This is a genomic window from Rhodopseudomonas infernalis, from assembly GCF_022271405.1.
In the GTDB taxonomy this organism is placed as follows: domain Bacteria; phylum Pseudomonadota; class Alphaproteobacteria; order Rhizobiales; family Xanthobacteraceae; genus Rhodopseudomonas; species Rhodopseudomonas infernalis.
On record NZ_JAJNAL010000005.1, the window covers coordinates 133701 to 159728 of the forward strand.

At 63.3% G+C, this 26028-nt stretch carries 17 protein-coding genes; 14 read left to right on the top strand and 3 right to left on the bottom strand.

Annotated elements, in window-relative coordinates:
- Window positions 1–759: 759 nt before the first annotated feature.
- The 5 genes from LPW26_RS05795 (at window position 760) to LPW26_RS05815 (ending at window position 7992) form a co-directional block, all read left to right on the top strand.
- The gene (locus LPW26_RS05795) at window positions 760–2892 is read left to right on the top strand and encodes a TonB-dependent receptor family protein (protein WP_238733330.1); all 2133 of its coding nucleotides are present in this window, start codon (window positions 760–762) and stop codon (window positions 2890–2892) included.
- 8 nt (window positions 2893–2900) lie between these two features.
- A complete protein-coding gene (cobN, locus tag LPW26_RS05800; protein WP_238733331.1) occupies window positions 2901–6803 on the top strand; it encodes a cobaltochelatase subunit CobN in 3903 nt (1300 codons plus the stop codon).
- On the top strand, window positions 6800–7276 hold the full coding sequence (locus LPW26_RS05805; RefSeq protein WP_238733332.1) for a MotA/TolQ/ExbB proton channel family protein: 477 nt from the start codon (window positions 6800–6802) through the stop codon (window positions 7274–7276). The genes cobN and LPW26_RS05805 overlap by 4 nt, the downstream gene beginning before the upstream one ends.
- A complete protein-coding gene (locus LPW26_RS05810) occupies window positions 7276–7611 on the top strand; it encodes a DUF2149 domain-containing protein (RefSeq protein ID WP_238733333.1) in 336 nt (111 codons plus the stop codon). Before LPW26_RS05805 ends, LPW26_RS05810 begins: the two co-directional genes overlap by 1 nt.
- A gap of 168 nt (window positions 7612–7779) precedes the next feature.
- Complete coding sequence (locus LPW26_RS05815) at window positions 7780–7992, top strand: hypothetical protein (RefSeq protein WP_238733334.1); 213 nt, start codon at window positions 7780–7782, stop codon at window positions 7990–7992.
- 680 nt (window positions 7993–8672) lie between these two features.
- Here the strand turns inward: LPW26_RS05815 and LPW26_RS05820 are convergent.
- Window positions 8673–9416, bottom strand: a complete 744-nt coding sequence (locus LPW26_RS05820) for an ImmA/IrrE family metallo-endopeptidase (protein WP_238733335.1) — start codon at window positions 9414–9416, stop codon at window positions 8673–8675.
- Window positions 9417–9427: 11 nt separating this feature from the next.
- Window positions 9428–13195 (bottom strand): vitamin B12-dependent ribonucleotide reductase, encoded by a 3768-nt coding sequence (locus LPW26_RS05825; protein ID WP_238733336.1) that lies wholly within the window; start codon window positions 13193–13195, stop codon window positions 9428–9430.
- A 649-nt stretch (window positions 13196–13844) separates the two neighbouring features.
- Here LPW26_RS05825 and LPW26_RS05830 point away from each other — a divergent pair.
- From LPW26_RS05830 to LPW26_RS05870, 9 genes are all read left to right on the top strand, one after another.
- Window positions 13845–14744: a DMT family transporter gene (locus LPW26_RS05830; RefSeq protein ID WP_238733337.1), complete on the top strand. Its 900-nt coding sequence runs from the start codon at window positions 13845–13847 to the stop codon at window positions 14742–14744.
- A 445-nt stretch (window positions 14745–15189) separates the two neighbouring features.
- The gene (locus tag LPW26_RS05835) at window positions 15190–16383 is read left to right on the top strand and encodes a hypothetical protein (protein WP_238733338.1); all 1194 of its coding nucleotides are present in this window, start codon (window positions 15190–15192) and stop codon (window positions 16381–16383) included.
- 384 nt (window positions 16384–16767) lie between these two features.
- Complete coding sequence (locus LPW26_RS05840) at window positions 16768–18138, top strand: ABC transporter substrate-binding protein (RefSeq protein ID WP_238733339.1); 1371 nt, start codon at window positions 16768–16770, stop codon at window positions 18136–18138.
- Window positions 18139–18308: 170 nt separating this feature from the next.
- Complete coding sequence (locus LPW26_RS05845; protein WP_238733340.1) at window positions 18309–19247, top strand: carbohydrate ABC transporter permease; 939 nt, start codon at window positions 18309–18311, stop codon at window positions 19245–19247.
- Window positions 19247–20158, top strand: a complete 912-nt coding sequence (locus LPW26_RS05850) for a carbohydrate ABC transporter permease (protein ID WP_238733341.1) — start codon at window positions 19247–19249, stop codon at window positions 20156–20158. The genes LPW26_RS05845 and LPW26_RS05850 overlap by 1 nt, the downstream gene beginning before the upstream one ends.
- A gap of 4 nt (window positions 20159–20162) precedes the next feature.
- The gene (locus LPW26_RS05855) at window positions 20163–21263 is read left to right on the top strand and encodes an ABC transporter ATP-binding protein (RefSeq protein ID WP_238733342.1); all 1101 of its coding nucleotides are present in this window, start codon (window positions 20163–20165) and stop codon (window positions 21261–21263) included.
- Between the two features lie 72 nt (window positions 21264–21335).
- Complete coding sequence (locus LPW26_RS05860; protein WP_238733343.1) at window positions 21336–22325, top strand: hydroxyacid dehydrogenase; 990 nt, start codon at window positions 21336–21338, stop codon at window positions 22323–22325.
- A 118-nt stretch (window positions 22326–22443) separates the two neighbouring features.
- Window positions 22444–23868, top strand: coding sequence for an amidase (locus LPW26_RS05865; RefSeq protein ID WP_238733344.1), 1425 nt, complete (start codon window positions 22444–22446; stop codon window positions 23866–23868).
- 237 nt (window positions 23869–24105) lie between these two features.
- A complete protein-coding gene (locus LPW26_RS05870) occupies window positions 24106–24762 on the top strand; it encodes a hypothetical protein (protein WP_238733345.1) in 657 nt (218 codons plus the stop codon).
- 238 nt (window positions 24763–25000) lie between these two features.
- On the opposite strand, the gene LPW26_RS05875 is transcribed toward LPW26_RS05870, so the two are convergent.
- Window positions 25001–25798 carry a CerR family C-terminal domain-containing protein gene (locus LPW26_RS05875; protein WP_238733346.1) on the bottom strand — a complete coding sequence of 266 codons (798 nt, stop codon included), beginning with the start codon at window positions 25796–25798 and terminating at the stop codon, window positions 25001–25003.
- Between the last annotated feature and the right edge of the window lie 230 nt (window positions 25799–26028).

A 26028-nucleotide genomic window follows, 5' to 3' on the forward strand; every position in this document is an offset into this window, starting at 1 on the left:
CAGGCAAATCAATCCGCTTGTTGTCGGCGCTGCCATGCCGCGCTTCGCTCGCTTGAAGCGAGCGGGATGAGCGGGGCGCGGTCAATTGTGCTGTGTTGGAGTTCGATGCGACCGACGTGCCCACGGGTTGTTTCGATGGCGTAGTCCGGCGGCTGCCACGGTTCACTTCAGACAAAATACCCGAACGAGATCGGGCCTCGTGTCTACGACATTCACGCGCGCCGGTGCCGTCGGTCGATGAAATGACGGTGCTCCTGAAACTCGCGCGTCAGCGGCTCTCCGACGGGCAGTTGTGGGTCAATCCGGAAAGGCCTCCACCAACAGATGAGGCTCCCATCAAGCGGTCATATCCGGTTGGGCTGAATTCGGAGATCTCGTTTCGCGAAGCTGAAAGCCCTGACCTCTCGCCATCTGAGACGGTTCGACCCAGAAGCAATTGACAACGGACTCGTTCGGTCGATATGGATGTTATAACATAACATTCGGAGATCGGGAAAGTTGGCTGGTTGGGGGAGAGGCGAGGGACGGCACTTTAACAGTCTCCACTCGTCAATATTGCTGTTTGGGGCCACCGTCCTCGCGACTGAATTGGCGGCCTCTCCAGGCTGGGCGCAGTCGGAATCGGCCTTGCTGGAAGCCGTGACTGTCACATCACCACCGCCTCGGGCAGCGACGGTCGCCCGAACGGCGCCAAGCGGCCGAGCCAAACAATCCAGACGACGAGCGCGTTCTGAAGTCGCGGCGCAGCCGGTGACAGCCGTGCGCAGCGGCATTGCGAGTGTCCCCAATCCCGCGAGTTTCGAGGCTCAGGAGCAGCGCCTCTTGCGCAGACCGGGAGCCGAGAGCGCGGTTTCCGTCGTCCGTCAGGATCCCGGCAAGAAATCGAATCTGAGGGACGTCCTGCAACTCACCCCCGGCGTCTACATGTCCGATCGTGGCGAGAACAGCCAAGGCACGATCTCGATCCGCGGCAGCGACATCTCGCAAACGGGCCCTCGCAGCGGGCGTGGCGTCCGTGGCTATATCGACGGCATTCCCCTGGGCCGCATCGAGAGCGGAATCTCGCTGCCGATCCTCGATCTCAGTGCGGCAGACTATCTCGAGATCTATCGCGGTGCGGCGAGCCTGCGTTACGGAGCGCTCGCGACCGGTGGTGCGCTGAACCTCGTGTCGAAGACGGGGCTGACCGCTTCGGGGGCTCGGCTATCCGGCTATGTCGGCAGCTACGGTGTCCGTCAGAGCCAGATGGAGTATGGCGGCGCCAAGGGCGACGTCGACTATTACGCACAGATCAATGGCTTCCGGAACGACGGCTACGAGTATCACTCCGCCAACGACAGTCTTAGGTTCAGCGGCAATGTCGGCTGGCGGCCGACCGACAATATCGAGAACCGAACGTCGGTTGCCGTCGGATCGACCCGGCAGGAACTCGCCACACAGGTGCCGCTCGATCAGATCGCGACCTATCGACGAAGCGGATACGATCCTACGAATGCGTCGTTCCCCTACGACACGCGTGCGAATTTCGATTATCAGCGTGTCGTCAACAAGACCATTTTCCGTAACGATACTACGTCGTTCGAGATTGCGCCGTACTTCCTCGCCACGTCGTTCGATCATCTGCCGTCGCCGCGCGCCGGCATCGTCGATGTGAAATGGCAGGATGTCGGCATTTCGACCCGCCTGGAGCATCGCACCGACCTGTGGGGACTGCCGACCGAACTGGTCGCCGGCTATCGGCCCACTTACGAGACGGCGAATTATCGCAGCTGGCAGTGGGCGGCGGGGTCGGGGGGAACGGTCAAGAACAGACTGGTACAAAACGATCAATTCAAATCCTGGCTGCACGAAGCCTACGGCGAGGCGGCAGTCGAAGTGTGGCCGCACATGCGTGCCTTCGTCGGGCTTCAGGCGTTCCAGACTAGCCGTGTTTACAAGGACGAATATGCCGGTCCGGTGATTCCGTCGGCTGGCGTCATGGGGCCTGGATCGTCCAGGGGCCTACGCAATTACGACCGCACATTCGAGGCGCTCAATCCTAAGTTCGGCATGAACTGGGAATATGCGGCGCGTCATTTTCTCTTCGGTAACATTTCGCGTAGCACCGAGGTCCCGAACAGCGGCGATATATTCGCGCTGCTGTCCGTGGAGACAGCGACCAATCTGAAGGTGATACAGAATCTGCAGATGCAGCAGGCATGGACCTACGAAGGCGGAGTGCGTGGATCATGGGATCGCTTTCAGTACGACCTCACGCTGTATCATATGAATTTGCGCAACGAGATTTTGTCGCAGTGCGCGCTTGGCCTCATTCCGAAAGCTCAGCAGACGCCAGCCATTCGTGGCCAGTTCGCCTGCAACCTGGTCGGCAGCCTCGTTCCGTTCAACGCCGACCGCACCGTTCATCGCGGCATCGAGACGGCGTTTCGGACCAAGCCGTTGGTTGACGTGTTCTCCCGCGGAGACAACATTTTCCTCAACGCCGCTTGGACTTACAACGACTTCTCTTTTGACGGCGATCGCCTTTACGGGGACAGCCGTTTGCCGGTCATTCCGCGCCACAATCTCTACGGTGAACTCGGCTATCGTCACGCCAACGGTTTCTACGTATCTGCCAATCTCCGTTACATCGGCGAGCGTGCGACGACCTTTGACGGATCGGGCGGCGAGAACTTCAAGATCCCGTCCTACAACTTGCTTGGAGCGAAGTTCGGTTGGCGTGCTCCCGATGATTCCGCGTCACTCTGGTTCGAGGCCCGCAATATCACGAACGTCGCTTATGCCGGCGACTTCACGGCGCTGCGCACGGCGGCCGACGCTTCTGGCGGCGTGACTGTGATGCCGGGGACGGGCCGCGCATTTTACGCCGGATTCTCCAAGCGGTTCGATTGAGAACCACGATGCAGATTCCGATTAACCTACGCAGCGCGTTGATCGCGCTGCTGCTCGTTCTGTGTGCATTGGTCGATGATGCACAGGCTGCCGACGATCCGCCGCGTGTGCGGATCATCACGACCGACTTCGTCCTGAAAGGCAAGCTGGACAGGATCACCGATATTGCCCGGCGTCAGGGCGTCGCGCTCGATCATGTCTATGTCGACGCGCCTGGCGATCCAAAAGCGTGGCTCTCCGGCGTCGATCTGGTCATCCTCGATACGCCGCGCCCCGGGGACGCTGCAAAAGTGCAGGAGCGCGTCGGTGCCGATCTGGTCGCGTCGGGGCGGCCATGGTTGCGGGTGGGTGGCGGACAGCCGGCATTTGCCAATATGTCGCCGCTGCAAGCCCGTCGGCTGTCCGGCTATTACGCGGGTGGCGGGGAGGCAAATCTCACGGCCATGTTCGCCTTTATGGCCGCATTGAAGGCTGGTACCGACACGTCGACGATTGCTGCGCCTGTGCCCCTTGCGAGCAAGGGGTTCTATCACCCGGCCGCTCCGCATCCGTTCGACCACATCGATGCCTATCTGGCGTGGGGCGCGCAGCGCTGGAAGCCGGAGGCTCCCAAGGTCGCGTTCATCATTCATCCTGGCCTGTTGGCGGGCTTCGAGACCGCCGCTATCGACATGATGATCACGCGAGCGGAAGCAGCCGGGCTGTTGCCCGTGGCGCTTTGGTTCGAGGCGCGCGACCCCGAAGCGCTCCAGCAAATGCTGGGGCCGGGCAAGGCCGATGTGATCGTGATCGCGACACATCTCCAGAATGGCAGCGCTCGCAGCGCCGAGTTTCGCAAACTCGATGTGCCGGTGCTGCAGGCGATCAGTTCCCGCGCCGGCTCGCCGGAGCAATGGGCGGCTGCGCAGAGCGGCATCGCGCAGCAACTGATTGCGCCATTCCTGGCTGTGCCGGAGAGCTTGGGCGTCAGCGATGCGATCGTGACCGATGCGTTAGAGGACGGCCGGCCGACGCCGATGCCCGAGCAGGTCGAGGCCTTGATCGCAAAAGCACGACGGCTTTCCATGCTGCGCCACAAGCCGGCTACCGAGAAACAACTCGCCCTGATGTTCTGGAACTATCCACCGGGGGATAAGAATTTCTCCGCATCAAATCTGAACGTGCCGCGTAGCCTGCAGCGGTTGACCTCCGCGCTTGCGGAGGCTGGCTACGCTGTGCCGCCGCTTGGAGAAGACCATCTCATCGAGATTGGCCAGGCTTTGCTCGGCGGCATCTATCATCCGGAAACGCTTCCAGATTTGCACAACCAGGGCTACGCCGCGACGTTCCCGGTGCGGACCTATCGGGCTTGGCTGGATCGGCTGCCGGCCGCTCGCCGCGACGAACTCATTGCGCGCTGGGGACAGCCGGAAGTGGCGCCGACGGTGTTCGAGATCGACGGACAGAAGCAGTTCGTCGTTCCGCGCTATGAGGCCGGTCATCTCGCTCTGATGCCGCAGCCGCAGCGCGGCGCAAGTGTCGGCGCGGGCTATCACGACACCAAGGAGCCGCCGTCGCATGCTTACCTCGCTGCTTATCTGTTGCTGGCAGATCGCGGTGCGGACGCGTTGATCCATTTCGGGACCCACGGTACGCAGGAATGGACGCCGGGTAAGGACCGCGGTCTTGCGATCACCGACTACCCATTTCTAGCGGTCGGCGATCTGCCTGTGCTCTATCCTTACATCCAGGACAACATCGCCGAAGCCGTCCAGGCGAAGCGGCGCGGACGAGCCGTCATCGTCAGCCACCAGACGCCGCCCTTCGCGCCGGCGGGGCTCTACGACGAGTTGCGGGATCTGCATGCGAAGATCCACGAGTACATTCAGCTCGACGACGGCAGCGTGCGCGATCAGACCGCCGCCGAGATCCGAGCCATCGCGATCAAGAGCAACATCAATCGCGACATGAGCTGGGACGAGCAACGCATGGCCCGCGATTTTCCGGGCTTTCTCTCGGCGCTGCACGATCACATCCACGAACTGGGCCGGCAATCCATGCCGCTGGGCCTACACACATTCGGCGAACCGGCCACCAGTGATAACCGCATTGCCACGGTCATGCAGCAACTCGGAGAGCCGTTCTATCGTCAGGTCGGCGGTCAGCCCGACGAGTTGTTCGCGACGGATTTTACGTCACTCCAGGCGACCGCGCCCTACCGGACGCTCCGCGACTTGTTTGAGAAAGGCGGGATCGTTCCGAGCGATGCCTCCCATGAGCTGAAGGCGATGCTCGATCGTGCGATCGTGCTGGAGCGGCATCTGACCGATACGCAAGAGGTTGAAGCGCTGTTGGCAGGTCTGGCGGGCCGTTTCGTGCAGCCGGGCGCCGGCGGCGATCCAATCCGCAATTCCGACGTGCCAAGCGGCCGCAACATCTATCCCTTCGAGTCCGACAAGGTGCCGACACGTGCGGCCTATGATGCCGGCGGTGCAGCGCTGAGCCAGTTGCTGGACGCATATCGCACCGAGCATGCCGGAGCGATGCCGCAGAAGCTCGCGTTCAGCCTGTGGGGCTCGGAAACGATGCGGCATCTCGGGATTCAGGAGAGCCAGATCCTCCACGCGCTCGGCTTGAGGCCTGTCTGGGACGGAGGGGGGCGCCTCATCCGCCTCGACATCATCCCGCGCGCCGAACTCGGACGTGCACGGATCGACACCGTCATCCAGGTGACGAGCGTCTACCGCGATCAGTTCGATAGCTTCATGCGGATGCTGGCGGATGCCATCGAACGCGTGGCCGCGCTGGATGAGCCCGACAATGCAGTCGCGTCCAATGCGCGGGCGTTGGAAGCCAGGTTGGTCGCGCGCAATCAGGATGCGGCGACGGCCCGTCGTTTCGCTTCGCTGCGCATGTTCAGCAACGCTGTCGGTGACTATGGTACGAGCCTGCCCGGCAGCGTGCTCAAGTCGGCGTCGTGGGACAACGAGGCGTCGCTGGCGGACGCCTATCTTGATCGTCTGCAATATGCCTATGGCAGCCGTGATTGGGGCGTCAGCATCGACGGAAACAACCTGTTTTCCGAGCAGCTGAAGGGTGTGCAGGCGGCCGTGCTGTCGCGCTCGTCCAAGCTTCACGGCCTGCTGTCCACCGACCATCCATTCGAATATCTCGGCGGGCTGTCTCTGGCGATCCGGCATCTAAGCGGCGCATCGCCGTCGCTCTACGTCACCGATCTGCGCGAGCAGACCTCGCGAACGGGATCGGTCGCGCGCTTCCTCGCGGACGAGATGCGCTCCCGCTATCTCAATCCCCATTGGATCGCCGGCATGCAGAAGGAGGGATACGCCGGAACGCTGGAGATCCTGAACGCCGTCAACAATCTATGGGGATGGCAGGTGACCGATCCGACGTCCGTCCGAGCGGATCAGTGGCAGGCCGTGCATGACACGTTTGTGCTTGATAAGCACGAACTCGGGCTGGCGGCGTGGTTCAAGCAGAGCAATCCGGTGGCGGAAGCCCAGATGATCGAGCGTATGGTCGAGGCCGTTCGCAAGGGCTACTGGAAGGCCTCCGAACAGACCAAGCGCGAGCTCGTCGAGCGTCTCCGCGAGATCGAGGACGGGTCGAACGGTCAAATCACCGCTGCGGCGACGCAAGCCTTCATTGCCAAACTCCGGGCCGGTTTTGATCTGTCTGCGGTCGCGCAGACGGCGTCGGAGCCTGCGTCCGCCCCGGCTCCCGTAAGCGAGGCCGGCGGCGAATCCGTCCAGGGAGTTGTGATGCAGCAGGTCCAGGCGTCTCCAGCAGGTGACCGGCCAAAATGGCAACTATGGGCGGGCCTGGCCTCGCTCCTGCTGTGCTTTGTGATCGGCGTCTTCATGCAGGGCCGGTCGGATGTGAGACTGCGCGAAGAAAGGCCATCGACGTGAACGTGATCGAGTCGTCGCTATTCGAGTTGACGAAACTGTTTCTGATGCCGGTGCTCGGATTGATCCTGCTCGCACTCGCTTATGCATTCGTGGCGCTCGGGATGTTCGCTATGGAAGCGTTGCAACGCGCGCGCGGGAGACATTGCTCGCAGCTTGCGGCCTATCAAAGGGCGAGTGGGGCGACCAACGACGATCTCGAACTCTGGATTCTGCATAGGCTGGAGTGGTTGCGGATCGTGTCGCGTACCGCACCGATGCTGGGTCTGGTGGCCACCATGATCCCGATGGGGCCGGCACTGCTGGCCTTGACTACAAGCGATGCGAAAGCCGTTGGGGAGAATCTGGTGGTGGCGTTTTCCGCTGTGATCCTCGCACTCGTCAGCGCATCGATCACCTTCTTCGTTCTGACCGTGCGGCGACGCTGGTACCTCGTCGAATTGCGCGACTTCGAGCGAGCGAACGAGGCCCACTGATGCGATTTCTCGACGAGCATGACAATGACGATCCGTTACTGTCGGTGGTCAATCTGACCGACGTCTTCCTGGTCGTGATCGCGGTCCTGCTGATCATCGTCGTCCAGAACCCGCTTCGGTTGACGACGGCTAAGAGCGCCGTCCTGATCGAGAACCCGGGGCAGCCGGATATGAAGATGACGATCAAGGACGGGCAGGAATTGAAGAAATACCAGGCCAGCAGTGAGATCGGCGCGGGACAGGGCACGCGCGCCGGGATCACGTATCGGCTCAATGACGGCCGTATGATCTATGTGCCGGAAAAAGAAAATAAGCCGGTGCCTCAAAACGATTGATGCGTCAGGGCGAGGTGAGGCGGATCCAATCGTCCGATCCCGAAGCAGCGCAGCATCGAGCAGTTGCGGGCGGATCGGGAGTTCATCGCGGACGCCGCCGATGCGGTGGTGGCGTTCGTCAGGCCGCAGGCGGAGAGGGCGGCGGCGGAGTGATGATCAGGTGCCCGGATGAAGCGCAGCGCAATCCGGGTGCGGCGTCTCGATCAGCTCAAGACCCCGGATTTCGCTTCGCTGCATCCGGGCTACGCTCGCTCAGGCGGCAGCCGCTCATTGGAGAAGAAGTCGTATCTCAACCCATCGCGGCGGAAAACGACCGGCATGGATGTCTCCAAAGTTGCAACCGCTTCCGCCCGGCGAGATCGGCGGATTACGCTGCGCTAATCCGCCCTACGAGCTGAGGCCGCCGACGCGGTGGTGGCGTTCGTCAGGCCGCAGACGGAGAGGGCGGCGGCGGAGTGATGATCAGTAGCCCGGATGAAGCGCAGCGCAATCCGGGTGCGGCGTCTCGATCAGCTCAAGAACCCGGATTTCGCTTCGCTTCATCCGGGCTACGCTCTCTAATCCGTCCTACGGGCTACAGGCTCCGCTCGCCTTCCGCGCGAGCGTGGGGCAAAGGGAGCGCCGAAGCGCTCCCTTTAATGTTACTTCTGACGATTGTATGGAGACTGATTGGTGGGCTTCAACGAGATGCCCTCCTGTGAAGCGCGGTTTCGTATTGCGTTTTCGGTTCTTCCGAGGTGTAGGCCGATCACGCGTGTTGGTGTATTCTGTCGCGCTTCTTGACGAAGTTGTTTCACTTCGGTGGGAGTCCATTCAGTTCCGGAGTTCCTCGTATATTTTGGCATCGCTTTACTCCTTAAGCGCAATTACGTGCTGGAAAATGTCAAAGCTCCGCTGGACGCCGATTGAAAGAATCGCTTAACTGCCCGTGCGACCGAGAGAGCGATGCTTTTCTCGAAGCCCCCGTAAGTACAACGACCAAGCTTCACGGGTCCCAATGCCGAGGTTTCCGCCGCGGCATTGGTGTTTCTGCCCAACGAATCAGTTGGAATGCAGATATTTTATCTTCTCGGCTTGCAACTTCCGGCTGCCGCCGCTCTTTTCCCCATCAATTGTGAACTTCCGCACCAACTGCAGATCTTTGCTTGTCCATCGATGAATATCAAATCGCTTCCGCAGTCTGGACACGGGTCTGTCGAGAGTTTGTTTAGAGGTTTCTTGATCGCTCTAACTGCCTCCAATCGTTCAGCAGCGAATGCATCGGTCACGTTGCAGATGACTGCTATCCGATCCACGTCGTTAATCTGCTGAGCCAGCTCGGTCGGAACCAGAACATGATCCGCGAAACGATGCGCCTGCCATTCGGCAGAATCTTCCTGATCGGCAAATGCTATCTGCCGCGATCCGTCTTGGGAGTACGGCTTGGCATTATCGTCGTGTAGCATGATGTGTCCGATCTCGTGCGCGATGATCTCCTGCTCTTTGCTGTGCCCGGCTTGGAAGCGGGTCCATACGTCCTCCTGGACTCGAAGTGTCAGGCGAGGGCTGAAGACAACGTAGGCTTCGGGCTGAGATTGATCGTTCTCAATTAACTCGATCTTTAGGCGTCCTTTGCTCTTGGTGCCCTTGATTCTGAAGATGCTCTCTACGCCGTGAGCTTCAAGCTCGCTCAACACGACTTTCAAATCTACGTATCGTAGCCCGGGCCGCGTTCCGATTGCTCGGCACTTACTCGCTGCTTCGGCGATAAATGCTTCACTTCGAAAGGCGACTTTGTAGTCCGTGAACGCGGCCCCGGCTGTCATCTATCTCTCCATTAGGAACAACCGGTCGTGCTTCCGCACGTATCGCACTTCATGCACGTCCCGTTACGGACCAGCGTGAAATTCCCGCATTCGCTGCAGCTGTCGCCTTCGTAGCCGCGGGCTTTGGCCTCCGCGCGGCGTTCGGCTTTGGTGGCGACGGGTTGGGCTTGGGCGGTGTTGGCCTTGCTCCATTGCAATGCTTCGAGCTTCTCGGTCGGCGACAGGTCCTGTTCGGCTTCTTGCTTCAGTGCGGTCGCGCCTTCGAGAACATCGCCGATGCGCGATGCGGACTTAGCGTGTGCCTCTGGGTGGGAGTAGGCCATCTTCACCGGCGATGAGCCGGCATCCGACGCGGCGGCGGTGCTGCGCATCACCACCAGGTTGTCGGTGCGCGAGCGGGTGAGGCCCTTCGACAGATACTTGGTGGCCGAGGCGGGGGCGACGATGCCTTCCGGGGCCTTGCCTTCTTCGACGCCCTTGCCGATGGCGTCGAAGGCGGTCTCGGTCGGGTCGACATGGGCGAGGTCGAAGCGGCCCATGTAGCTCACCGCCAGCTCGCGGAACACGTAGTCGAGGATCGAGGTCGCGTACTTGATCGAGTCGTTGCCCTGCACCGGACCGGCGGGTTCGAACCGGGTGAAGGTGAAGGCGTCGACATATTCCTCGAGCGGCACGCCGTACTGGAGACCCAGTGAAACGGCGATGGCAAAATTGTTGATGAACGACCGGAGGGCGGCACCCTCCTTGTGCATGTCGATGAAGATCTCGCCGATGCGGCCGTCGTCGTATTCGCCGGTGCGCAGATAGACCTTGTGGCCGCCGACGACCGCCTTCTGGGTGTAGCCCTTGCGGCGGTCCGGCATCTTCTCGCGTTCGCGCATCACTACGATGCGCTCGACCAGGCGCTCCACCACCTTCTCGGAGATCTGGGCGGTGCGGGCCGCCATCGGCTTCTCCAGGAAGGCGTCGATGTCGTCGTCGTCGTCATCGTCGGCGATCAGCTGCGAGTTCAGCGGCTGCGACAGCTTTGAGCCATCGCGGTACAAGGCGTTGGCTTTCAGCGCCAGCTTCCACGACAGCATGTAGGCGGACTTGCAGTCCTCCACCGTGGCGTCGTTCGGCATGTTGATGGTCTTGCTGATCGCACCCGAGATGAACGGCTGCGCCGCGGCCATCATCCGGATGTGGCTCTCGACCGACAGATAGCGCTTGCCGATCTTGCCGCAGGGATTGGCGCAATCGAACACGCTGTAGTGCTCGGGCTTCAGATGCGGCGCGCCTTCGACCGTCATGGCGCCGCAGATGTGGATGTTGGCGGCCTCGATTTCGCGCTTGGTGAAGCCGATCGCGGCCAGGAGGTCGAAGTTCGGCTCGGCGATCTTGTCGGCGTCGAGCTTCAGCGTGTCCTTGAGGAAGTCCTCGCCGAACGTCCACTTGTTGAAGGCGAACTTGATGTCGAAGGCGGTCGGCAGCGCGGCCTCGACCTTCTTCAGCGCTTCATCGGTGAAGCCCTTGGCCTTCAGCGTCGAGACGTTGATGGCCGGGGCGTTGCTGAGCGAGCCGTGGCCGACGGCGTAAGCCTCGATCTCGGCGATCTGGCTTTCCGGATAGCCGAGCACGCGCAGCGCGGCCGGCACGGCGCGGTTGATGATCTTCCAGTAGCCGCCGCCGGCGAGCTTCTTGAACTTCACCAGCGCGAAGTCGGGCTCGATGCCCGTGGTGTCGCAATCCATGACGAGGCCGATGGTGCCGGTCGGGGCGACCACGGTGGTCTGGGCGTTGCGATAGCCGTGCAGCTCGCCGAGTTCGAGCGCCTGGTCCCAGGCGCGCTTGGCATGCGCCACGGCGTCGGGGATCGGGCAGCCGGCGTGGTCGAGCGGCACCGGGGCCACCGACAGCGCCTCATAGCCGCGGCTCTCGCCATGCGCGGCGCGGCGATGGTTGCGGATCACGCGCAGCATATGCGCGGCGTTCTTCTTGTAGCCGGGGAACGGGCCGAGCTTCTTGGCCATCTCGGCCGAGGTCGCATACGACACGCCGGTCATGATCGCGGTCAGCGCGCCGCACAGCGCGCGGCCTTCCTTGGAGTCGTAGGACAGGCCCATGGTCATCAGCAGGCCGCCGATATTGGCGAAGCCGAGGCCCAGCGTGCGGAATTCGTAAGAGAGCTCGGCGATCTGCTTGGACGGGAACTGCGCCATCAGCACCGAGATTTCCAGCACGACGGTCCACAGCCGGCACAGATGTTCATAGGCGTCGAGATCGAACTTCGCCGTGGTGGTGTCGTAGAAGGTCAGCAGATTGGCTGAGGCGAGATTGCAGGCGGTGTCGTCGAGGAACATGTATTCCGAGCACGGATTGCTGGCGCGGATGTCGCCGGACGCCTTGCAGGTGTGCCAGTCGTTCATCGTGGTGTTGAAGTGCAGGCCCGGATCGGCGCTGGCCCAGGCCGCGGTGCCGATCTTCTCCCACAGGTCGCGGGCCTTCAGCGTCTTCATCACCTTCTTGGTGGTACGCGAGGTCAGATTCCAGTCACCGTCGGTCTCGACTGCGCGAAGGAAGTCGTCCTTCAGCGACACCGAGTTGTTGGAGTTCTGGCCGGAGACGGTGAGGTAGGCCTCGCTATCCCAATCGGTGTCGTAGATCGGGAAGTCGATCTCCTTGTAGCCCTGCTTGGCGTACTGGATGACGCGCTTGATCATCGCGTCGGCGACCAGCGCGCGGCGCGCCAGCTTGACCTCGCGGCGCAGGGCCGGGTTCTTCTCCGGGTCGAAGCAATCGTCGCCCGAGCCCTGGCAGTTGACGCAGGCCTTCAGGATCGCCTTGAGGTGCTTCTGGTTGAGCTTGGAGCCGGTGACGAGGGCGGCAACCTTCTGCTCCTCCTTCACCTTCCAGTCGATATAGGCCTCGATATCCGGATGGTCGGCGTCGACCACCACCATCTTGGCGGCACGGCGGGTGGTGCCGCCCGACTTGATGGCGCCGGCGGCGCGGTCGCCGATCTTCAGGAAGCTCATCAGGCCGCTCGAGCGACCGCCGCCCGACAGGCGCTCGCCTTCGCCGCGCAGCCGCGAGAAGTTGGAGCCGGTGCCGGAGCCGTATTTGAACAGGCGGGCTTCACGCACCCACAGGTCCATGATGCCGCCGTCGTTGACGAGATCGTCCTCGATGCCCTGGATGAAGCAGGCGTGCGGCTGCGGGTGCTCGTAGGCCGACTTCGACTTGGTCAGCTTGCCGGTCTTGTAGTCGACGTAGTAGTGGCCCTGGCCGGGGCCGTCGACGCCGTAGGCCCAGTGCAGGCCGGTGTTGAACCATTGCGGCGAATTCGGCGCGACCATCTGCGAGGCCAGCATGTAGCGCAGCTCGTCATAGAACGCGCGGGCGTCGTCCTCGGACGAGAAGTAATCGCCCTTCCAGCCCCAATAGGTCCAGCAGCCGGCGAGGCGGTCGAACACCTGCTTGGAGGAATGCTCGGAAGTGAAGCGCTCGGCCTCGGGCAGGGCGGTAAGCGCATCGGTGTCGGGCACCGAGCGCCACAGCCAGGACGGCACGGTCTCTTCCTCGACCTTCTTGAGGCGCGCGGCGACGCCGGCCTTGCGGAAATACTTCTGGGCCAGCACGTCGGAGGCGACCTGCGACCAGCCATCGGGCACTTCGACATTCTCGAGGCGGAACACCACCGAGCCGTCCGGATTGCGGATCTCGCTCGTCGTCAGCCGAAACTGGATCGCCGCATAGGGTGATTGGCCGTCCGTGGTGTAGCGCCGCTCGATCTTCATCTGATGCCCCGTTCGATGCCGGACCCCGCTGGGCCCGAAGTTGTTGGTCGCGGACATGCGTCCGCCAATGCGAGCCGTGGTCCGGCTCACTCTGTTTTCAAGGGCCGCGGCCTGGATCCTAGCCGATCCGGGCCCGTCCCAATAACGCCCCACGCTTCAATGCGAGCCGTGTCTCGGCCCGTCTTTTCTGCGCCCGTACAGCCGGTTTCGGGCACAGATGAGCCCACACCCCGATGCCGCTAGGCGGTCGGAGGTGGCTGGTTCGGTACCCTTCTGGGAAGGTCCGGCGGGACACGAAACTACCCGCTCGCGACTGGCCCAAAAGTAGAGCGACTCCGTCCGACCCGTCAAGCAATAGTGCGGGTTCCTGAATCAAATACTAAATATGGTGGAAAGGGGTGGACAACAGGGGGCCTAGCCGCGTCCTGATGCCGCCAAGTATCGGTGAGTCCTCAGGGATTCCGAAGCGGAAAAATCGTGCGCTGCGGTGCGTAACGGCGCTGCACCCGCTGTTCACAGGGCAGGTATTTTTTCGCCCGAGGGGGTTGCCAAGACCGACTCAGGCGGGGCGGGGGCCGGCGGTGTTTTTCGGGTGGTGACGGGAGGCCAATACCGGCATGGTGCGCCCGTCCTTCCTGCCGGGTGTTCCATGTCCAATGCTCCTCCCGCCGCCGCGCGCCCTCGCGTCGCGACCAGCGGTCTCGTCCTGCTCGCCGTCACCTCGCTGGCCTGGGGCCTGAGCTGGCCGGTGTCCAAATACGTCATCTCCGAATGGCCGCCGCTGCCGGCGCGGGGCGTGCCGGGGCTGGTCGGCTCGCTGCTGCTGTTCGCCTATGCGAAGGCGCGCGGCGACGATCTGCGGGTGCCGGCGGCGATATGGCCCCGCCTGCTGGTGTCGACCTTCTTCAACGTCACGCTGTGGATGGTGGTGATGGGGCTGGCGCTGTTGTGGATGCCGGCCGGCGAGACCGCGGTGATCGGCTACTCGATGCCGGTGTGGACGGCGCTGCTGGCCTGGCCGCTGCTCGGCGAACGGCTGACCGCCAAGCGCACGCTGGCGCTGGTGCTCGGCTTCGGCGGCATAGCGGCGCTGATGGGGGCGGACGGCTTTGCGGCCAGCGCCGCCAAGCTGCCGGGCATCGCGCTGGCGCTGACCGGCGCGGTCGGCTTCGCGCTCGGCACCATCTTCCTGAAGCGCTATCCGATCGCGCTGCCGGGCGCGACCTCGGCGGCCTGGCAGATCGGCATCGGCTGCATCCCGGTCGCGCTGGCCGGCTTCGTGCTCACGCCTCCGCAGATCGAGACGCTGACGGTCTATGGCTGGGCCGGGCTCGCTTATCTGACGCTGATCCAGTTCTGCCTCGCTTACCTGTGCTGGTTCGCAGCGCTGCAGCGGCTGCCGGCGTCGGTCGCGGCGATCGGCACCATGGCGGTGCCGGTCATCGGCGTCGTCGTCGCCGCGATCGCGCTGCACGAACCACTCGGCCCCGGCCAGATCGCCGCGCTGGTGATGGTCCTCGCTGGCGTCGCGCTGGCGACAAGGTCGTAAGTAACAAAAGCGATCCGATCGTTCGATCTGCACGACTGGGGCGCCGGGTACCTAAAACAGTCACGCGCCGGCCGCCCGCCACCACTCACTCAACCTCAACGTCCTCAGCACCTGACCGGAAACGCGCTCTTTGAAATCGGGCCCTTTCGTTTCCACCCGTCATGCCCGGCCTTGTCGCCATCGCCCATCGTTTCATTTGAAGGTGATCTGGTATTCTTTTCGCGTCACGCCCGCTCGCGCCTCTACGCAGGGACCGCTGGTCACGAGCGCGGGAATAGTCATGGTCATTCTTCGATTTTGCGATCTCGAGAGCCTCGGCCGACGACACCCCCAATAGGTCGGGATTGTCTCACCCCTGACTCCGCTCGTACGAAAGCCGAGAGACAATCAGCTCGAGGCCCCCGTGAAACAATCAAGCTCAGTCGTGGGACCGCGAGTGCGGCCCTTGCTTCTCTACGGGCTTCTCGCTGGTCTGACGGTGTTGGTTCTCTTCGTGCGCCGACCTGATCAATTCCTGGCGCCGTACATCTGGGTTGAGGACGGAGCGAAGCTGCTGCCGGACTTTCTCACTTACGGCTGGTCGAGCTTCTTCATGCCGGTCCAAGGCTATCTGATCCTCGCAACGAAGCTTCTGACGCTGTCGTCGTTCAGCATCTCGTTTCTGCATTTTGCGACGGTGTCGCTTGCAATCACCGTAATCTCCACTGCGGCAGTCGTCGTATTCATCGCGGCGGCCCCGACCGACCTCAAGCTCAAGCCGCTCTGTGCGGCCGTTGTCCTGCTCATTCCCACCGATCCCGAGGTGTTCGCAGTCGGTGAGTATATTTTCTGGTGGGCCGGGCTGCTGATACTTCTTGCTCTCGTGTGGACGCCGGGCGGCGGCGCCAATTGGGCGCGATGGTTTGCGATCGGATTCGGCGGATTGAGCTCTCCGATTATCCTCCCGCTATCAGTACTGTTCGTCTTGCGTGCCTGGCGCTTGCGCGGTCGGCGCGAAGAACTCGTCACTCTTGCGGTCGTTCTGGCTGTGGTGGCTATTCAGGCCTCGGTCATGCTTTCGACAACAGATCGCGTCGCATCGCTCAACGTCGTGAGTTGGCAAGAACTTCGTGCAGTTATTGAACGCTTCTTCGGATCGTTCATCTGCGGATCGTGCGAGATGAGCGGTCGGACCCGCGTCGTCATGGGGGCCGTGGTGCTGACGCTGATCGTGGGCGCGTCGATCCGGATGCCGTTGACCTATAAACTGTTGCTGCTCTCGCTTTTGCTCATCGTTGCGACGACGATCCAACGCAATCCCGCATCAATCCTGAACCCTTACTCAGCCGGGCCTCGGTATTTCTTTTACCCCTACGTTCTGCTGTCCTGGCTGCTCATATCTGTCGCCGCATCGTCAACGTGGATCTCTTTGAGGATCGGAGCCGCCGCAATCGTCGGATGCGCTATAGCAGTCGGGCTGACCCACCTGTCGAGATATCACACCCACATCAATTGGGAGCAGCAAGTCAGAAGCTGCGCGGCTTCAAAAATTTACGGCCTGCCGGTTCATTTCGACGGCACCAGCGCCCCGTGGGTCTTACAGTTGAAGGGCGACGACTGCTCGAAAATGGTCGAGCGAAGCTTGTTCGGATCGTTGTAGCCGGCGTCTGGCACGGCGGCCGCCTGAGGCGTGACGACGTCGAAATACTAGCGTTCGTTGTCGGCTGGCGAGTTTCTGCCGCCGCCGATGCGGCATTGCGATGCTCCGGTTGGTGGCACCGCAGCATGTGCGGTTGCGAGCAATCTCGCGGTGTCGTGAGGTTGTTCAGTCTCGGATTTCGATGCTGCTTTGCGAAATGGCAACTAATCGTTGAACCGATGGCGGTTGCCATGAGAATTCTCGACAGCCGCAACTAATTCTGATCAGATCATCGCAATCGAAGCGCAAAGCGCCCGTGGCGTCCAGCGGCCGAAGAGCCGCGCCACCAAAAACGACAACGCTGCAAAGACCCATCATCGCATTGGCCATCCAGGGAGGAACGCCATGTCGTTCGATGCCAAGCGTCCCGCAGGGACGCGTCGCCGCACGCTGACCCGCCGCCAATTCATCGCCACCACAGCCGCCACCTCTGCCGTCCTGATCACCGCGCCTTATGTCCGTGGCGCCTACGCCGCCGGCAAATTGACGATGGGGTTCTGGGATCACTGGGTGCCCGGCGCCAACAAGGCGTCCGAAGACCTCGTCAAGGAGTGGGCCGCCAAGGAAAAGGTCGAGGTCTCGATCGACTACATTCCGAGCCAGGGCAACAAGAACATCCTGACCATTGCGGCTGAGGCGCAGGCGAAGTCGGGCCACGACATTCTGGCGATGCCGACCTGGTGGCCGCACGCCAATGCCGATTTGCTCGAGCCGGTCAACGACATCATGGAGCCGCTGATCAAGCAGAACGGCGAGGTCAACGGCACCGTGAAGTATCTCGGCCAGGCCGGCGGCAAATGGCTCGGCGTGCCGTCCTGCGTCGGCAGCCAGATCAAGGGCCCGTGCTCGCGCATCGACCTGTTGAAGAAGCACGCCAATATCGACGTGCAGGCATTCTATCCGCCGGGCGAGGCCGCCAAGGCCGACGACTGGACCACCGACGTGTTCCTCAAGGCCGCCGAAGCCTGCCACAAGGGCGGGGCACCGTTCGGCATCGGGCTCGGCGAGACCACCGACAGCGTCGATACCGCGGGCGCGTTCTTCCTCGCGTTCGGCGCGCAGCTCGTCGACGCCAAGGGCGACATCAAGGTGAAGACCGACGAGGTCAAGCAGGCGCTCGAATTCTACAAGAAGCTGATCGCGTTCCTGCCGCCCGACGTCGGCGCCTGGGACGATGCCTCCAACAACAAATGGCTGGTGTCGGGGCGCGGCGCGATGATCATGAATCCGCCGAGCTCGTGGGCGGTCGCCAAGCGCGACGCGCCGCAGATCGCCGAGCAGCTCTGGACGCATGTTTTCCCGAAGGGACCAAAGGGCCGCTACGCGCCGTTCCTGCCGTATTTCTGGAACATCTGGGCGTTCTCCAAGAACAAGGAGGCGGCCAAGAGCCTGCTGGTGTTCCTGTCGCAGCCGGACTCAGTGGAGAAGATGGTCAATGCGTCGGGCGGCTATGATCTGCCGGCGTTCGAGAAGCTGACGACCTTCAAGGTCTGGGCCGACGCCGGGCCGCCGAAGGGCACGCTGTATCACTACCCCAACCCGAACAACCACCAGACGCTGTCGATCGCCGCGTCGCCGGCGCCGCCGAAGATCGCGCAGCAGATCTACGCGCAGGGCACCCTGACCAAGATGTGCCTGAAATACGCCCAAGGCGCCAGCCTGAACGACACGCTCGCCTGGGCCGAAGGCGAGTGCGAAGGGTTTATGCGGAGCTGAGGGCGGCGTCGCGCCGAACTCGCACTGACCGTCGAGTTCGTCATTGCGAGCGGAGCGAAGCAATCCAGCCCGGTGCACTGAGCTGGATTGCTTCGTCGCTTCGCTCCTCGCAATGACGGGGAGAGGGCGGTTGTCGTTCGCCGCGGGCGACGCAGGACCAGGAGTTATCAATGGTCGACATTCCCTACCAGCCCGGCCGCGTCGCTGCGTCGTCCTCGGCTCGCAAGCGCGGCGGGTTGCGGACGATGATGAAGCGCAAGTCCACCATTGCGTTTCTGATGACGCTGCCGCTCATCGTACTGATCGGGGTGCTGGTGGTGTATCCGGCGTTCTACGCGGTGCATCTCGCCACGCTGAACAAGTCGATGCAGCGCTTCGTCGGGCTCGGCAATTTCCAGTTTTTGTTCAAGCGCGACACGTTCTGGCTGGTGGTGCAGCAGAGCTGTATCTTCGCCATCACCGCGGTCGTCTTCAAGGCGCTGCTCGGTTTCATCGTGGCGCATTTCGTCCACAATGTGCCGGCCAAGGGCCAGCGCAAATGGCGCGGCATGTTGCTGGTGCCGTGGGTGATCCCGCCGGCGATGTCGACGCTGGCCTGGCTGTGGCTGTTCGATCCGTCCTACAGCGCGTTCAACTACACGCTCGGGCTGTTCGGGCTCGGCCCGATCCCGTGGACCGGCGATGCGATGTGGGCGCGGTTCTCGGTCATCCTGGTCAACATCTGGTACGGCGCGCCGTTCTTCATGATCATGTATCTGGCTGCGCTGAAGTCGGTGCCGGACCAGCTCTACGAGGCCGCGTCGATCGACGGCGCCAATTGGTGGCAGAAGCTGTGGTACGTGACGCTGCCGATGATGCGTAACATCATCGCCATCACCACGCTGTTCTCGCTGATCGTCACCTTCGCCAATTTCGACATCGTCCGCATCCTCACCGCCGGCGGGCCGCTCGACCACACCCACATCTTCGCCACCTGGGCGTTCCGGATCGGCATCGAGGGCAGCGACATTCCGCTCGGCGCCGCGGTGTCGCTGTTCATGCTGCCGATCCTCGGCGTGGCGGCGATCTTCATCCTCCGGGACGTCCACAAGCGCGGGAACGAAGCCTGATGACCACGCTCGCGATCGACAAGGCCGCGCCGCGGCGCAATCCCGGCTACGGCAGCATGAGCCGGGACCGCGCCTGGGCGCTTAAATGGTCGTACGTCTTCCTGACGATCTTCGCCGTCTTCTCGCTGGTGCCGCCGCTCTACATGCTGATCACCTCGCTCAAGAGCAGCCAGGAGATCTCGGCGGCGACCAATCCGTGGTGGGTGTTTCACCCGACGCTGGACAACTATATCGGGCTCCTGACCTCGAACCAGTTCCTGGGGTTCTTCTTCAACTCGGCGATGGTGTCGATCTTCGTCGTCATCATCACCATGCTGATCAGCGTGCCGGCGGCGTTCGCGCTGGCGCGGATGCGGTTCTGGGGCTCGGCGACGCTCGCCACCGGCGTGTTCCTGACTTATCTGGTGCCAGACACCTTGCTGTTCATCCCGCTGTTCAAGATGTTCGCGAGCTTCGGCGACTGGACCGGCATTCCGCTGATCAACCGCTGGTACGTGCTGTTGATCATCTATCCGACCCTGACGGTGCCGTTCTGCACCTGGATCATGATCGGCTATTTCGCCTCGATTCCGAAGGAGCTCGACGAGGCGGCGCTGATCGACGGCGCGTCGTGGTTCCAGACGCTGACGCGGATCTTCATCCCGGTGGCGCTGCCCGGCATCATCGCGGCGACGATCTTCGCCTTCACGGTGTCGTGGGCGCAGTTCCTGTATCCGCTGGTGTTCACCACCTCGACCGACCAACTGGTACTGCCGGTCGGCATCATCACCACGCTGATCAAGGGCGACGTGTTCAACTGGGGGCAGATCATGACCGGCGCGCTGCTCGGCGCGGCCCCGCCGCTGATCATCTACGCGTTCCTGATGGACTATTACATCGCGGGGCTCACCGCCGGCGCAACGAAAGGGTGACACGATGGCCGAAGTCAATCTGCGCAAGGTGGTGAAGCGTTACGACGATGTCGAGGCCGTCCGCGGCATCGATCTCGATATTCCCGACAAGGAGTTCGTGGTGTTCGTCGGCCCGTCGGGCTGCGGCAAGTCGACGACGCTGCGGATGATTGCAGGGCTCGAGGACATCTCCGACGGCGACATCGTGATCGGCGGCGACGTCGTCAACGACGTGCCGCCGAAGGACCGCGACATCGCCATGGTGTTCCAGAACTACGCGCTGTATCCGCACATGACCGTGGCGGAGAACATGTCGTTCGGGCTGCGGCTGAAGAAATATCCCAAGGCCGAGATCAAGAAGCGCGTCGACGAGGCGGCGCGGATGCTGGATATCACCGACCTGATCAACCGCAAGCCGAAGCAACTGTCCGGCGGCCAGCGCCAGCGCGTCGCGATGGGCCGGGCGATCGTCCGCAATCCCAAAGTGTTCCTATTCGATGAGCCGCTGTCCAATCTCGACGCGCAGCTGCGCGTGCAGATGCGGTTCGAGATCAAGCGCGTGCACCAGAAGGTGCGCACCACCACGGTCTACGTCACCCACGACCAGGTCGAGGCGATGACGCTGGCGGACCGTGTGGTGGTGATGAACAAGGGCCGCATCGAGCAGGTCGGCACGCCGACCGAGCTGTATCACCGCCCGGCGACCCGCTTCGTTGCCGGCTTCATCGGCTCGCCGGCGATGAACTTCATTCCGTGCACGCTCGAGGATGATGCCGGCCGGCTGCAGATCCGGCTGTCGGATACGCTGGCGATGCCGGTGCCGGCGCAGCGGGCCGCGCATTATCGCGGCCTCGCGCAGGACAAGAAGCTGCAACTCGGCATCCGGCCCGAGCACATCACCGACGCCCGTGCCGAACTTCCGCCGGGCGTGGCGGCGTTCGATGCGTTGCTCGACATCACCGAGCCGATGGGCATGGAGACGTTGGTCTACTTCAACCTCAACGGCAGCGAAGTGTGCGGCCGCGTCAGCCCGAACGCCGGCGCGCGCGACGGCGCGATGTTGCGTTTGGCGATGGACCTCAACAATATGCACCTGATAGACGAGGGCAGCGGCCTCGTGATCTGAGGGCCGGCCAGAACTCGCGCCGCGTGAAGCCGATGCTGGCGATTGCGCGCGGCGGAATTTCCAGGGACCGGAATGTCGACCAACAAGAAGAAACTTCTGATCACGGAATCGCTGTCGCAACGGGGAAGGGCGCTGTTTGCCGAACGCGGCGACATCGATATGGTCGAATTCCCCAACATGATTTCGGCGGCGGATTTCGAGGCGCTGCTGCGGGCGCAGGCGCCGGTGCATGGCGTGGCGCTGGGGCCGACGCGGTTCGGCGAGCGCGAGCTCGATGCCGCGCAGGAGATGCAGGTGGTGGCGCGCATCGGCGTCGGTTACGACGCCATCGACGTGCCGGCGCTGAGCGGGCGCAAGGTGCCGCTGATGACCGCGGGCACCGCGAATTCGCCGTCGGTCGCCGAGCAGGCGCTATTCATGATGCTGACGCTCGCCAAGCGCGGCGCCGAGTTGCATGCGCTGGTGAAGACCGGCGCCTGGGCGACACGGCTCGGCCTGCTGCCGTTCGACCTGTTCGGCAAGACCGTGCTGATCGTCGGCTTCGGCCGCATCGGCACCCGCACCGCCAAGCGCTGCCTGGCGATGGAAATGACCGTGCTGGTCTATGATCCCTACGTACCCGCCGCCGCGATCGAAGCGGCCGGCTGCGAGGCGGTGAGCGATCTCGACGCCGCTCTGCCGCGAGCCGATTTCGTCAGCCTGCATTGCCCGAAGACGGCGGAGACTGCGGGGCTGATCAATGCCGATCGGCTGTCGCGCATGAAGCCGACCGCGTATCTGATCAACACCGCGCGCGGCGGCATCGTGGTCGAGCAGGCGCTGTATGACGCGCTGGTCGCCGGCCGGCTCGCCGGCGCCGGTCTCGACGTGTTCGAGGTCGAGCCGCCGCCGCTCGGCCACAAGCTGTTCGACCTGCCCAACGTCATCATCGCGCCGCACGTCGCCGGCGTCACCCGCGAGGCGCTCGACCGCATGGGCGAGCAAACCGCCCGCAACATGCTGAGCGCCCTCGACGGCGCCCCGATCGCCGCGAACGTCGTCAATCAGGACGTGCTGTCGTAACCTCTCCCGTGTTCCCGGACAAGGCACGGGGCGCAGCGCACTACGCCGCTTTGCGGCGCATTGCGCAGCGTCAGGGGCACGCTATCCCACCATCTGTTTCCAGCAGTGAGGACACCGCATGGCGATCAACGATTACTCCGACTACGACGGCGTCGGCCTCGCCGAGTTGGTGCGTAGCAAGCAGGTCAGCGCGAGTGAGCTGCTGGACGAGGCGATCGCGCGGACCGATGAGCTCGATCCGAAACTCAACGCTGTCGTCGTGCGTCACGACGACCATGCGCGGCAGCAGATCGACAAGGGGCTGCCGGACGGGCCGTTCACCGGCGTGCCGTTTCTGCTCAAGGACCTCGACCTGCTCGCCGGCACGCGCACCACGTTCGGCGCCAGCGTGTACAAGGATTTCGTCGCGCCGCACACCGGCACGCTGGCGGCGCGCTTTCTCGCCGCCGGGCTGACCATCTTCGGCAAGAGCGCCAGCCCGGAATTCGGCCTGATGCCGACTACGGAGTCGCGGCTGCACGGGCCGACCCGCAATCCGTGGAATCTCGATCACTCCTCCGGCGGCTCCTCGGGCGGCGCAGCCGCTGCGGTGGCGGCGCGGATTCTGCCGGTGGCGCATGCCAGCGATGGCGGCGGTTCGATCCGGATTCCGGCCTCGGCCTGCGGCGTGTTCGGGCTGAAGCCGACGCGGGCGCGCAATCCTCTGGGGCCTGATCGCGGTGAAGGCTGGGGCGGCTTCGCCTGCGGCCACGTGGTAAGTATCAGCGTGCGCGACAGCGCCGTGATGCTCGACGCGCTGCACGGGCCGGAGCCGACCAGTCCCTACGTGGCGCCGGCGCCGGAGCGGCCTTTTGCGCAGGAGGTCGGCCGCGATCCTGGGCGGCTGCGGATCGCCTTCACCGATGCGTCGACCTATGGCGACGCGATCGATCCGGAGATCGCGGCGGCGGTGCGCGACACCGCGAAACTGCTTGAAGGCCTCGGCCATCATGTCGAGCAGCGCGCGCCAAAACTGCCGGCCGATCCGGCCGAAGTGATCGCCGCGATCGTCGCCTGCAACACCGGGCTGAGCGTGCGGCTCGCCGAGCAGGCGCTCGGCCGCAAGATGACCGATCGCGACTTCGAAGTGCTGACGCTGGCGAGCGCCGCCAATGCGAGCCGCGCCAGCGGTGTCGATTACTGCGCGGCGCAGCTGCAAGCCTATCAGATCTCACGTGCGCTGGCGGAGTTCTTCGCCGACGTCGATGTCTTCCTGTCACCGACGCTGTGTCTGCCGCCGCTGAAGATCGGCGAACTCGACACCATGGCGCGCGATCTCTCCGGCATCAGTCCGCTGCTGCGCCGCTACATCCCCGGCACCAGCCTGTTCAACATGTCGGGCCAGCCGGCGATGTCGGTGCCGCTGGCGTGGACGGCCGGCGGACTGCCGCTCGGCATGATGTTCGCGGGCCGGTTCGGCGATGAGGCGACGCTGCTGCGGCTCGCGGCCCAGCTCGAGCAGGAGCGGCCGTGGAAGCCTCGCCGCCCACCACTGTGTGTGTAAGCGGCTGTGACTGGGCCTGCAATGCGAGTGCTTCGGCCTGAGCACGCGCCGTTTGCCGATGCGGGGCGTTAACGCTGCGGACGATTCGTTCCGTGCAGATCATTTTTCATCGGCCAGAGCGGCAACAAAAGACCAATGTCGGCGTTGACGAGCCGGCTTGGCCGCCTTTTCGTACTCGCCGACCGTAGGGGGACTATCGACGTGACTGGCAACGATCCGACTGATCAGGCGCTCGCAATGATTGCGAGCATCTTCGAGACGCCGGCGAAGCCTGAGGCCAAGCGCTCAGGTGGAAACGCTCCGGCGGACTCGGCGGACGGGCCGGCGCCCCACGAGAGCAACGACACCGATCGCGAGGTGACCGCGGCGGTCGAGCTCGACCCGGCTGCGGAAGCCGATTTCGATCAGGACGATATGTCCGGCGAAGAAGCGGAGTCGAGCGAAGCGGAGTCGGATGACGCTGCGCCGGAGGTGGCCGTGCAGCATGGCGAGATGCTGCCGCCGCTCGCCACCGGCAACGTCGCCACCGTGCAGATCGCCACTACGGAGATTGTCGAGATCACCTTCAGCGCCACGCCCGAGCCGGACGCGCCGATTGCGTTGCGCGACGATGGCTCTGAAGACCTCGATGCGCTGACGCGCTACGGTCCCGGTCCGCTCGACGCATTACGATTCAAATGGAGCGCTCGGCGCAGCCAGGACGGTTACTACGTCGACGAGACCATCGGCACCAGCTCGCAGCCGATCACGTCGGGTCCGTTCTCGCGCGCCGAGGCAATCGCCTTCATCGGTGGCCGCGACCGTCGCGCCCGCCGCCGCTTCGAACGCCTGCGTAACGAGATTATCTCCGGCCCGTCCGAACGCGGCGTCGAAGACGACGACGAGACGTTGTAGGACCCGCCGCGTCGCGTCCATCAACCGAGTTGAGGCGCGATCAGTGACGCACGAGCCATCGCAGGGCTGGGCCGGGCGCCCCAGTATCCCAGAGCGCCTCGAAGACCGCGAATGCTCTGGGAAGCTGGCCCCTCCGCTTTCCCGGAGTTTGACGGCTGTTGAAGTGCGATGCCGTGCAACTAACGCTGTTGCGGCTCGCGACGTCATCATCCTGTCAGCGGCTCACGACCCCATCATCTCAACCCATCGGCTCAAGGCAATCTTCTCTGCGCGTTGTCGCGGGACCGAACGTGATGGTTTGGATGTCGTTGGCAGAGCGGGGCGCGGAGGTGGCGCCGGATCGGATGCCCAGCAGTTCGGCCAGCACCAACCGCCGGACAATGGTCTCCATGGTCCGCTTACGCCCGGCATCGAATGTGTCCCAGCCGAGTGACCTCAGCATGCCGTCGCGCAGCGTGCGGAAATTGGAGATCGCGCCGAGCACGATTGCGACCCGGATCTTCAGATCTTCATCATTGGGCGAACGCCCGGTCGCGGCGGCGACTTGCGTGATCAATGCGGCCTGAAACCGCGCGACCGATTGATCATGGAGGATGCGGAAGGCATCATCGGTGTCGCGCTCGCAGCGCGCGAAGAACGCAGTCCAGGCTTCCGGCTGATCGTTGCCGGCGATCAACTCAAAGAAGCGCATCACTACCGCGCCGATGTGGCCGACCGGATCGGCGCTGGGCGTGCGGAGTTCATCGATCAGCGGCTCGATCCGGCATCGCATGGAATCGGCGATTGTCTGCGCTGCGGCGAGGTAGAGTTCCCGTTTGCCACCGAAATGATAGGGGATCGCAGCCTGGTTCACGCCGGCTCGCTCTGCCAATTGGCGAGTGGTGGCGCCGTCGAAACCGATCGATCCGAACACCTCGATCGCGGCTTGGATCATCTTGGCGCGGGTGCCGGCACCGGTGCCTGCGCGGGGGCTATGGCCGTGGCCTGCGAGGGGTGGCGCATCCTGGACTCGAACTGCTTGGACGTTGGATTTCATCGTGTCCTCCTGAACCTGAACATCCCTGCTAATTCATTCGTATGAATAATCCGTTGAGTTGGGATTGATCCGGGTTGAAGCCTCGTGACGGGGCCGCGTGCGATTGCGGCGTTGCAGGCAGCGGATCTGGCGGAAGCTGGATGAGGGGCTTGACGCGTGAAGTCCTCGTCCAGCCAACAAAAAAGGCGCCCCGTGAGGGACGCCTTCGTTGTGTTGGCGTGGGCCAGCCT

What these genes read in the sequence shown, in the direction of transcription:
- cobN (WP_238733331.1), top strand. Translation starts at nt 2,901, where the DNA reads ATGCAGATTCCGATTAACCTACGCAGCGCGTTGATCGCGCTGCTGCTC.
- LPW26_RS05810 (WP_238733333.1), top strand. Translation starts at nt 7,276, where the DNA reads ATGCGATTTCTCGACGAGCATGACAATGACGATCCGTTACTGTCGGTG.
- LPW26_RS05815 (WP_238733334.1), top strand. Translation starts at nt 7,780, where the DNA reads ATGAAGCGCAGCGCAATCCGGGTGCGGCGTCTCGATCAGCTCAAGACC.
- LPW26_RS05820 (WP_238733335.1), bottom strand. Translation starts at nt 9,416, where the DNA reads ATGACAGCCGGGGCCGCGTTCACGGACTACAAAGTCGCCTTTCGAAGT.
- LPW26_RS05825 (WP_238733336.1), bottom strand. Translation starts at nt 13,195, where the DNA reads ATGAAGATCGAGCGGCGCTACACCACGGACGGCCAATCACCCTATGCG.
- LPW26_RS05830 (WP_238733337.1), top strand. Translation starts at nt 13,845, where the DNA reads ATGTCCAATGCTCCTCCCGCCGCCGCGCGCCCTCGCGTCGCGACCAGC.
- LPW26_RS05840 (WP_238733339.1), top strand. Translation starts at nt 16,768, where the DNA reads ATGTCGTTCGATGCCAAGCGTCCCGCAGGGACGCGTCGCCGCACGCTG.
- LPW26_RS05845 (WP_238733340.1), top strand. Translation starts at nt 18,309, where the DNA reads ATGGTCGACATTCCCTACCAGCCCGGCCGCGTCGCTGCGTCGTCCTCG.
- LPW26_RS05850 (WP_238733341.1), top strand. Translation starts at nt 19,247, where the DNA reads ATGACCACGCTCGCGATCGACAAGGCCGCGCCGCGGCGCAATCCCGGC.
- LPW26_RS05855 (WP_238733342.1), top strand. Translation starts at nt 20,163, where the DNA reads ATGGCCGAAGTCAATCTGCGCAAGGTGGTGAAGCGTTACGACGATGTC.
- LPW26_RS05860 (WP_238733343.1), top strand. Translation starts at nt 21,336, where the DNA reads ATGTCGACCAACAAGAAGAAACTTCTGATCACGGAATCGCTGTCGCAA.
- LPW26_RS05865 (WP_238733344.1), top strand. Translation starts at nt 22,444, where the DNA reads ATGGCGATCAACGATTACTCCGACTACGACGGCGTCGGCCTCGCCGAG.
- LPW26_RS05870 (WP_238733345.1), top strand. Translation starts at nt 24,106, where the DNA reads ATGATTGCGAGCATCTTCGAGACGCCGGCGAAGCCTGAGGCCAAGCGC.
- LPW26_RS05875 (WP_238733346.1), bottom strand. Translation starts at nt 25,798, where the DNA reads ATGAAATCCAACGTCCAAGCAGTTCGAGTCCAGGATGCGCCACCCCTC.